This is a genomic window from Treponema sp., from assembly GCF_045657965.1.
GTDB lineage: Bacteria > Spirochaetota > Spirochaetia > Treponematales > Treponemataceae > Treponema_D.
Genome location: NZ_JAZOUG010000145.1, coordinates 1 through 7,775, shown reverse-complemented (window position 1 = coordinate 7,775; position 7,775 = coordinate 1). Strand labels below are relative to the sequence as shown.

The following is a 7,775-nucleotide window of genomic DNA, read 5'->3' as shown; positions in this document are numbered from 1 at the left end:
TATTTGACAACATGGCATTCGGTCTTAAAATCCGTAAAGAACCAAAAATCGAAATTCAGCGCAAAGTTGAAGAAGCAGCAAAAATGCTTGACCTTACTCAGTATCTCGACCGTAAGCCAAAGGCACTTTCTGGTGGTCAGCGTCAGCGTGTTGCTGTAGGTCGTGCTATTGTACGCTCACCAAAAGTATTCTTGTTCGACGAACCTCTTTCAAACCTTGACGCTAAACTTCGTGTTACAATGCGTGGTGAAATTTCTTCTCTCCATCACCGTTTGCAGGCTACAATGATTTACGTTACTCACGACCAGGTTGAAGCTATGACAATGGGTACAAAAATCGTTGTTATGTCAGAAAAACGAATCCAGCAGATTGGTGAACCGCTTTATCTTTACAATCACCCGATTAACAAATTCGTTGCAGGCTTCATCGGTACACCTCCAATGAACTTCTTCAAACTCAAGATTGAAGAAAAAGACGGCAAAGTCGTTGCTAACGAAGGTTCATTTACTCTTATCCCAACAGAAGATCAGCAGAAACACCTCAAAGCTTATGTTGGAAAAGAAGTAACATTTGGTGTTCGCCCGGAAGATCTTCACTATCAGGCAAGCCCGGCTGCAGAAAACAATATGCAGGTTAAAGTTACAAACAAAGAACCACTTGGTGCTGAAACACATGTATTTGTTCAGGTTAAGGATGCAAACATCGTAGCAAAAGTTGCTCCGGAAGTTGTAGTTCAGCTTGGCGATACCATCAACTTTACACCAGATATGGCTCGTGCTAAATTCTTCGATCTTGAAACAGAAATCAACATCTGTGAACCAGAGATTGAGAAAAAGTGGTAATTCTATTGCCTTAGTTTGCTAATATTCACCCCGTAACCTCTGTTTGCGGGGTGTTTTTTTGTCTTTTAATCTGTGCCATCTGCGTAATCTGTGGTTATTTTCCTTTTTTTCTGCTAAAATTATCTTTATGAAAAAAAACTCTGTTGTAATCTATAAAAATCTCCCGGCTCTTGTTGGAGAGCAGGATGGCGATAAATTTCTTGTTAACTGGTGTGTTAGCCGTGCAACAGCCACAGGTAAAAAGGCTGTGTATGCAAGTCAGAAAGTGCGCGAAAAGGATGTAGTGCTTTTGTGTGAGGCTGAAGCTTCTTCAATAGATGCCCTGCTTGATTTTGCAGAAACTGCTCTGGCAGAAAATTCTGAAGTAAAAAATCAGATTGCAGAAATCCAAGAACTTTTGTTAAGTGATGAAGAAACAGCCTGTGCAGAACAGAGTTTTTTAGATATGGCATCTCTTATCCGTGGAGAGTTTAAAGCTAATGAATGTTGGGGTGTATACAGTGTCCTTAAATCTTCTTTTGAATTTGAAGAAATTATTCGTGACGGAAGCATTTTTTTTGTTCCCCGTTCAGTCGAAAAAATTACAGAACTTAAAAACAAGGCTTATGAAAAAGAACATGCCGATGAAATCCGAGCTGCATTTATTGAACGTCTGAAAACAAAAAATCTTCTTCCTGAAGATGCAAAAATGATGGGTGATGTTGAAGCTCTTGCTTTAGGCACAACCGATAAAAGCCGCACAATGAAGGAAGCAGGTTTTAAAGAAACCCCGGAAAAAGCTCACAAACTGCTTCTCGATACAAAAATCTGGAATATTACACGAAATCCTTATCCGGTTCGCCTTGGTTTAAGCGCAAAAAGTGCTACAGTTTCTCTTGGAACGCCTCCGGAAGAAGAGCGCTTTCGTGTTCCGGGTGTTTCTTATGCAATTGACAGTGCTTTTTCAACCGATCCTGACGATGCAATTGCCTTTGACGGAGAGTTTTTGTGGGTTCATATTGCTGACCCTGCCTCATTTGTAGCACCTGATTCAGAAATTGATAAAACTGCAAGGGCAAGGGGAGCAACCCTTTATCTTCCGGAAGGAGCTGCCCGCATGCTTTCAGAGGATTGCCTTGAAGATTATGCTCTTGGACTTCGTGAAGAAAGCCGGGCATTAAGTTTTAAAATTAAGCTTGGTCCGAACGGCGAGCTTGAAGACTGTGAAGTTTTACGTACGATTGTTGATGTAAAGCGTCTTACTTACGAGAAGGCAGAAGAGCAGAAAGAAACTCCTGAATTAAAGCCTCTTTTTGAAATCGCGCGCCGCAATTTTGAGAGACGGTGTAAAGCAGGGGCTGTGAATATCAGTATTCCTGAAGTACACATTACTGTAAATCCAGAAACAAAAGAAGTAAGTTTTGAAACTCTTTCTCACCCTGAAAGCACGGAAGTTGTGCGCGAAGCAATGGTTCTTGCGGGTGAGGGGGCTGCAAGATTTGCTTTTAAAAATAACATTCCGTTCCCTTTTATCTCTCAGGATGTCCCTGAAATTCCAAAAGATATTCCTGAAGGACTTGCCGGTCAGTTCCGCCTCAGAAAGTGCATGAGAAAGCGAAATGTAAATGTTACGCCATCAAGCCATGCAGGTCTTGGAGTAGGCATGTACTCTCAGGTTACTTCTCCTCTGCGCCGTTACGGAGACCTTCTCGGTCATGAGCAGCTCCGCTCATTTTTAAAAGGCGAAAAATTAATGGATAAAGATACGATGCTTATGCGCATGAGTGAAGGCGATGCTGCAATGCAGGCTTCTAAAAAAGCCGAGCGCAACAGCCGCACTCACTGGACTCTGGTTTATCTTTTACAGCATCCGGACTGGAGTGGACAGGCTGTCTGTGTAGATAAGCAGGCTGGACGGGCTCTTTATTTTATCGAACAGTTCGGCATGGAAACCACTATTGGCGGTGAAGCTCCGGTCGATTTGAATGGCAAGGTAACGCTTAAAGCCGGTAAAATAGATTTACCGAATCTTGAAGTAACTTTTTCAATTATTACGTCTTAATTTTTCTGCAAGTTCTAAAGACTGTGGCGCAACGGTCTTTCCACGCTCTGTAAGATATTCGATATTCTCTTCAAGAACTGCAAGTACGATACCATGACATGATTTTGCAAAAAGGTTTGCACGATATTCGTCTGTAGATTGAGGACGGCCCGGTTCAATTTTGTCTGCAACAAAGAGCAGGAGCGCAAAATCACAGGAATCTGCAGAACCAAAAGTGTGGTTTGCTATTGCATCGATAATTTCTGAATCAGTTACACCGAATTTTTCCTGAATTAAAACTGCAGCTGCTCTTCCGTGTAAAAGTGAAGGGTTATTCTGTTCGATTGTAGAAATTGGCTTACCGTCTTTTTTTACAAGTGCAAAAAGTTCTTCGTCGGAACATTTTTTACACATATCGTGGGCAATGCCGGCTACCCGGCCTTTTTCTTCGTCTAAGCCATAATTTTTACATAGCTTTGCAAGAGTGTCGGCGGTGCGCATTGAGTGTGCGTAACGTTTTTCTGAAACAACGCTTTGAGTATATTTCCGGATTTGTTCAAATAAAACAGTATAATCAGATGTTTCAAAATTGCTTTGCATATAAATTCCTCTTTTTAATATACTCAAAAACTTTTTCACTCACAAGATAACGCCAGGAACCATTTTCAGCAATTTTCTGGCGGATTTCTGAAGAAGAAATTTCTAAGCTTGGATTTTCGACAATCTTATGCGGATATGGAAAATTCTCTCTTGTAACATTATGTATAGGATTTTTGCCATATTCCCCTGTAGGAACATTTTTAAATTCTGCCTTAAGACCTGTATCCCGCGGACGGCAGGCAAGAATTAAATCTGCTTTTTTTGCAAGTTCTGAAGCACGGTTCCATTTATCGTAATCAGAAATTAAATCTTCTCCAAAAATAAGACCGATTTTTCCTGTAAGAACAGATTTGTATTTTTCTTCCAGATAACAGACTGTATCCCAGGTGTAGGAAACCCCTCCACGACGAAGCTCGCAGTCTTCAGCTTCAAAACGCTCATCGTCTTCTACTGCAAGACGTACCATTTCAAAGCGGTCACCGGAATCAAGAGTGCAGGACATTTCTTTATGAGGCGGGCAGTATGTTGGAACAAAAAGAACTTTATCGTATCCAAAAGTTGTACACACACTGTCAGCCAGGATGAGATGTCCTATATGAATCGGATTAAAGCTTCCGCCAAGCATTGCGATTTTCAATCTTACTTCTCCGAATTATCCTGGCCAGGAAACTGTTCTTCCATAAACTCATCCACAGAACGGCTTGCAAGAAAATCTGCATTCAGGCTTGTTCCTTTCTTTTTTGAAGAAAGAAAACTTCCGTCAGAGATGCGTTTTCCATCAGAAGTAAAACCGCCTTCACCGCTCATTTTTGTAACGAGCTCAAGAATTGCAATGCGTACATCATTCATGCCTTTATGAGCGGCAACTGAAACCGGAATTACTTTTGTTTCAGGCTCAGTTTTTTTAATTTCGTCTGCAATTTTAGAAGAGTTTTCTAAAGCGCCTTCAATGTCGATTTTATTACAAAGAACAATGTGAGGTTTATTTATTAAATCTTTTGAAAAACCTTCAAGTTCTGAGCAGAGTGTTTTATATGCCGAAAGACAGTTTTCGTCCGAGCAGTCAATCATAAAAAGAAGGCCTGCAGTTCGAGAAATATGTTTAAGGAAGCGGATTCCCAAGCCTGCACCTTCACTTGCACCTTCAATGATTCCAGGAATATCAGCAATGATTACATCACGCTCACTGTCAGCACGAAGAACACCGAGATTCGGAATTTTTGTTGTAAAAGGATAAGGTGCAATTTTCGGACGGGCATTCGTAAATGCATCGAGGAGAGAAGATTTTCCTGCATTCGGAAAGCCTACAAGACCAATATCTGCCATAATAGAAAGTTCCAGCAAAAGCTTACGGTATTCACCTGGCTGACCTTTATTTGCAGTTCTCGGAGCCTGATTTGTCGAAGACTTAAAGTGAACGTTTCCCCAGCCGCCGTTCCCGCCTTTTAGCAAAACGAACTGCTCATCTTCACTTTCTGTGGTAAATTCTTTTATAAGCTCTTTTGTTTCAGCATCGCGGATTGCAGTTCCCGGAGGAACAGCTATTACGATATCTTCTCCGTCTTTACCGTATTTATTCCAGCCCTGACCATCCCCGCCGTTCTTTGCCTTAAAAAAACGCTTAAAGCGGATATTTGCAAGAGTTTTAACATTTCGTTTTACACAGAAGATAACATCTCCACCCTTTCCGCCGTCACCACCGTTAGGGCCACCCATCGGAACATACTTTTCACGGCGGAATGACACACAGCCGTTACCGCCTTTACCAGATGTAACTTCAATTATCGCTTCATCAGCAAATTGTTTCATAATTTTTCCTATAAAAAAACCCGGAAACAGCGAACTGAATCCGGGCTTCATCGAACAAACTAAAAACTAAGCCTCAACCGGTACGATTGATGCATATTTTCGGTTATTGCGCTCGTGGAATTTTACTGCGCCGTCTGCTGTTGCAAACAAGCTGTCATCACCTGCCAATTTTACATTGTCGCCAGGGAAGATTTTTGTTCCACGCTGCTTTAAGATGATAGAGCCGGCTGTTACAACCTGTCCACCGTATACTTTAACGCCCAAGCTTTTTGGGTTTGAATCACGGCCGTTTTTTGCGCCGCTACCGCCTTTACTTCGTCCCATTTTATTCCTCCGAAAGAAGAGTTAATTTTACATTCTCAGGAAATTCTTTTGAAAGAGCCGAAAAACCAGTTCTCAAAAAATCTCCGATACATGAAAGCTGAGTTTCCGTTTCTGGATTCTCAGATTTTGCTTCAACCGAAAAAGAAAGCCTTCCCCGCTTAGAAGCATCAGTTATCAATAAAACATCTTCGTTATGTGAAAGAACCTGCATTGCCGTTCGAATCAGAATTGTAACTGCCGAACAGACAATATCACTTCCTTTCTTAGAAAAATCTGCGTGCCCGTTAGCTTGACAATTTTTAATCACGCCGTTTTTGCCATAAGAAAGTGTTACGACAGTCATCTATTAGAGAGTGATGTCCTTAACACGGATGTTTGTGTATTCCTGTCTGTGACCGATTAAACGGTGATAGTCTTTCTTGCTCTTGTATTTGAAAACAAGAACTTTTTTGTCGCGGATGCTGTTTTCAACAACTGCGCTGATTTTTGCGCCTTTAACGTATGGTGCGCCAACAGAAATCTTGTCACCATCGCTAACCAAAAGAACTGAGTCGATGTCTACTTTTGCGCCATCTTCAGCATCGATTTTGTCGACCTGGATGAGGGCGTCTTTCTCAGCCTTGTACTGTTTGCCTTTGTATTCAAAAAGTGCGTACATGTAAAACCTCTTAATCGCCGCAAAGTGTAACGGAACTCTTACGACTAAAAATTAAAATATAAGTGTGAAATTATATCAAAAAAACAATGATATGGTCAATAATAAAAAACTCAGTCATAAATAATACGACTGAGTTTTTATATTTTATTAGTTTAATTTATATTTTCCTGTAGAAATTGTGTGACCGTCATTGTATACATCGAACCAGATTTCCTTATTACGGTTCGTATCAAGTGCTTCGTAGAATTCTTTAAGATTAGAAATCTTTTTATCGTTTACTGCGGTAATTACATCTCCGCTCTGGATTCTAAGGGCTGCTGCAGGAGATTTTTCAAGAACATTTGATACTGCAACACCCTGAATCTTATCATCCAGTTTGAGAGTTTCCCTCAGTTTTTTGTTAAGAGGAGAAGCAATAAAACCTGGCCAGAGTTTTGCATTATCATTTGAAACTTCATCTGTACGTTCTTCAATCTTAACCTTAAGGGTAACTTTGTTTCCTGAACGCATTACAACAAATTCTGCTATTTTTCCAGCTGGTAAATATCCGACTTCACGGACAAGTTCATTCTGAGAATTTACTTTTTTGCCGTTAAGTTCGATGATAAAGTCACCTGCCTGCATACCGCCTTTTGCAGCCGGTGAATTCAGGAATACCTGTGAAGCAAATGCGCCTTTCTGACCTTTTACGCCTAATTCTTTTTTATATTCATCGGTTACATCTACAAGTGAAACACCAAGCCATCCATAAGTAATTTTTCCGTTTGAAATAAAGTCATCAATTGCCTTTTTAACTGAGTTGATAGGAAGGGCAAATCCTAAACCTACGCTTCCGCCTGAACCAGACGCAATCCATGTGTTAATTCCGATTACTTCTCCATAAATGTTTACAAGAGGACCTCCGGAGTTTCCCTGATTAATTGCAGCATCAGTCTGAATAAAATCGTTCATATTGCCAATCTGATCGCCGCTTCGGCCTGTCGCACTGACAATCCCCTGAGTTACTGACTGTCTGTAGCCCAAAGGAGCGCCCATTGCAAGACAGATATCACCGGTCTGAACATTATCGCTGTCTCCAAGTGTTGCAACTACGATATTTTCTGCATCTTTAGCATCGAAAGAAACAAGAGCTATATCCTGACGTTCATCAGCACCAACAAGTTTTCCTTCGAATTCCTGACCGTCGTTAAGTTTTACAGTGATATTGGTTGCTTTTCCAGCGACATGATTGTTTGTAAGAACGTAAACTGTATCGTCTGTTCTACGCACAATTACACCAGAACCAAGTCCTTTCTGTTCGTATTCACGTTTTTTGTTCTTTGAATCAGAATCTGCGTTTGGATTTCCAAAGAAGAGGTCAAAAGGCCAGCCTTCAAAAGGATTCATTGTCTGTACTTCTTTTTTTTCTGTTACATCGATTTCTACAACAGATGGAAGTACACCTGATGAAATTGAACGGAAGGAATTCTGTAAAGCTTCGATAACTTTAAGTGATTCGGAAGAAATTTGTACAGCAGGTTTT

General features: G+C 40.8%; 9 protein-coding genes. 2 read left to right on the top strand and 7 right to left on the bottom strand.

All coding sequences use genetic code 11. From position 1 onward, the window contains the following. The coding region (locus tag ACKI5B_RS05180) for an ABC transporter ATP-binding protein (protein WP_407426507.1) at window positions 1-842 on the top strand (842 nt) is incomplete at its 5' end. 127 nt (window positions 843-969) lie between these two features. Next, a complete protein-coding gene (locus tag ACKI5B_RS05175) occupies window positions 970-2,883 on the top strand; it encodes a ribonuclease catalytic domain-containing protein (RefSeq protein WP_407426505.1) in 1,914 nt (637 codons plus the stop codon). On the opposite strand, the gene yqeK is transcribed toward ACKI5B_RS05175, so the two are convergent. The 7 genes from yqeK to ACKI5B_RS05140 form a co-directional block, all read right to left on the bottom strand. Continuing rightward, complete coding sequence (gene yqeK / locus ACKI5B_RS05170; protein ID WP_407426503.1) at window positions 2,866-3,462, bottom strand: bis(5'-nucleosyl)-tetraphosphatase (symmetrical) YqeK; 597 nt, start codon at window positions 3,460-3,462, stop codon at window positions 2,866-2,868. The genes ACKI5B_RS05175 and yqeK overlap by 18 nt on opposite strands. Continuing rightward, window positions 3,446-4,099: a nicotinate (nicotinamide) nucleotide adenylyltransferase gene (nadD, locus tag ACKI5B_RS05165; protein ID WP_407426502.1), complete on the bottom strand. Its 654-nt coding sequence runs from the start codon at window positions 4,097-4,099 to the stop codon at window positions 3,446-3,448. The genes yqeK and nadD overlap by 17 nt, the downstream gene beginning before the upstream one ends. Window positions 4,100-4,101: 2 nt before the next feature. Then, a complete protein-coding gene (gene obgE, locus ACKI5B_RS05160; RefSeq protein ID WP_407426500.1) occupies window positions 4,102-5,271 on the bottom strand; it encodes a GTPase ObgE in 1,170 nt (389 codons plus the stop codon). 66 nt (window positions 5,272-5,337) lie between these two features. Then, complete coding sequence (rpmA, locus tag ACKI5B_RS05155) at window positions 5,338-5,595, bottom strand: 50S ribosomal protein L27 (RefSeq protein WP_407426498.1); 258 nt, start codon at window positions 5,593-5,595, stop codon at window positions 5,338-5,340. A 1-nt stretch (window position 5,596) separates the two neighbouring features. Next, the gene (locus tag ACKI5B_RS05150) at window positions 5,597-5,938 is read right to left on the bottom strand and encodes a ribosomal-processing cysteine protease Prp (protein ID WP_407426496.1); all 342 of its coding nucleotides are present in this window, start codon (window positions 5,936-5,938) and stop codon (window positions 5,597-5,599) included. A gap of 3 nt (window positions 5,939-5,941) precedes the next feature. Beyond that, window positions 5,942-6,253 (bottom strand): 50S ribosomal protein L21, encoded by a 312-nt coding sequence (rplU, locus tag ACKI5B_RS05145; protein ID WP_407426494.1) that lies wholly within the window; start codon window positions 6,251-6,253, stop codon window positions 5,942-5,944. 147 nt (window positions 6,254-6,400) lie between these two features. Beyond that, window positions 6,401-7,775 (bottom strand): Do family serine endopeptidase (locus ACKI5B_RS05140; RefSeq protein ID WP_407426492.1); only part of this gene is annotated, 1,375 nt, incomplete at its 5' end.